This is a genomic window from Komagataeibacter ossonobensis (assembly GCF_057359305.1).
In genome coordinates this window covers 1-1,088 of sequence record NZ_JBXAYQ010000122.1, presented here as the reverse complement: position 1 = coordinate 1,088, position 1,088 = coordinate 1, and the positions used below count along the sequence as shown (strand labels likewise).

Sequence of the window (1,088 nt, the reverse complement as noted above, 5' to 3'; positions counted from 1 at the left end):
TGTCAGGTTGTGAAACGTCATTGGGATGATGTAGGGTGGGCAATACCGCGTTACTCTTCATGGTTTTCTTCCGTTTGCAGGGAGACTGAATGATGCTTCAGATCCATCCACAGGCACGCACGACACCGGCCGTCCGGGCTGACATAGCCCGCTCATCGGAATCGACATCCGTGCTCGCCAGACGCTACGGGATCAGCGCGGAAACTGTCCGCAAGTGGCGCAGGCGTGGTTCAGACGCCTGCCAGGACCGCAGCAGCCGTCCCCGGAAACTGGCCTGGAAAGCCTCGGAGGAAGAGCGCGCCATTGTCTGTCACCTTCGGCGTTCTACCGGTTTTGGCCTGGATGACCTGACCTTTGTCGTGCGGCATTTCCTGCCACATCTGAACCGGGACAACATCTGGCGTATTCTGAAAGATGCCGGATTGAACAGGCTGCCTCCTGCTCCAAAGACCAGACCAGTTCGGGGACAGGGAACATTCCGGGATTACGATCCCGGTTATGTCCATATTGATGTGAAACATCTGCCCAAATTGCAGACGGCAGATGGAGAACGGCGGAAACGTTTTCTATATGTCGCCATTGATAGATGCTCCCGTTCGGTACATCTGGCCGTCTATGACGCGGAAAATGCCGATAATTCCGTCGATTTCCTCAAAGCTGTCAAAACCGCCTTTCCTTTCCGGATCACCCATATTCTGACCGATCGTGGTTCCTGTTTTACGGCGGATGCCTTCGAAAAAGCCTGTCATGACATGGGAATCGACCGACGCCGGACCAAAGCTTACTCCCCTCAGACCAATGGAATGGTCGAACGCTTCAATGGCCGTGTCGCCACAGAGGTGTTGCCGGTCTGTGTCTCAAGCCATAAGGATCTGGAAATTCTGCTCAGAGGCTTCTGTTTCGCTTACAATCATCGCCGGCAGCGTGTTCTGGGCGGCATAACTCCCACCCAATGCATCACGTCGTGGCTTGAAAAACATCCCGCGTTCCGTAATCCTGATCACATCAAACCGGCTGATCGTGACATCATGAAACAGGTCGATGAAATCCTTGATTACGCCAATGACGTTTCACAACCTGACAGCTAG

The 1,088-nt window shown here is 54.0% G+C and carries 1 protein-coding gene; it reads left to right on the top strand.

Translation table 11 applies throughout. From position 1 onward, the window contains the following. The first annotated feature begins 92 nt into the window (after nucleotides 1-92). Nucleotides 93-1,088 (top strand): IS481 family transposase, encoded by a 996-nt coding sequence (locus AC1RQ9_RS18970; protein ID WP_029329762.1) that lies wholly within the window; start codon nucleotides 93-95, stop codon nucleotides 1,086-1,088.

Bases quoted from the DNA above. Each gene is read 5' to 3' on its own strand.
- AC1RQ9_RS18970 (WP_029329762.1), top strand. From the start codon at position 93: ATGCTTCAGATCCATCCACAGGCACGCACGACACCGGCCGTCCGGGCT.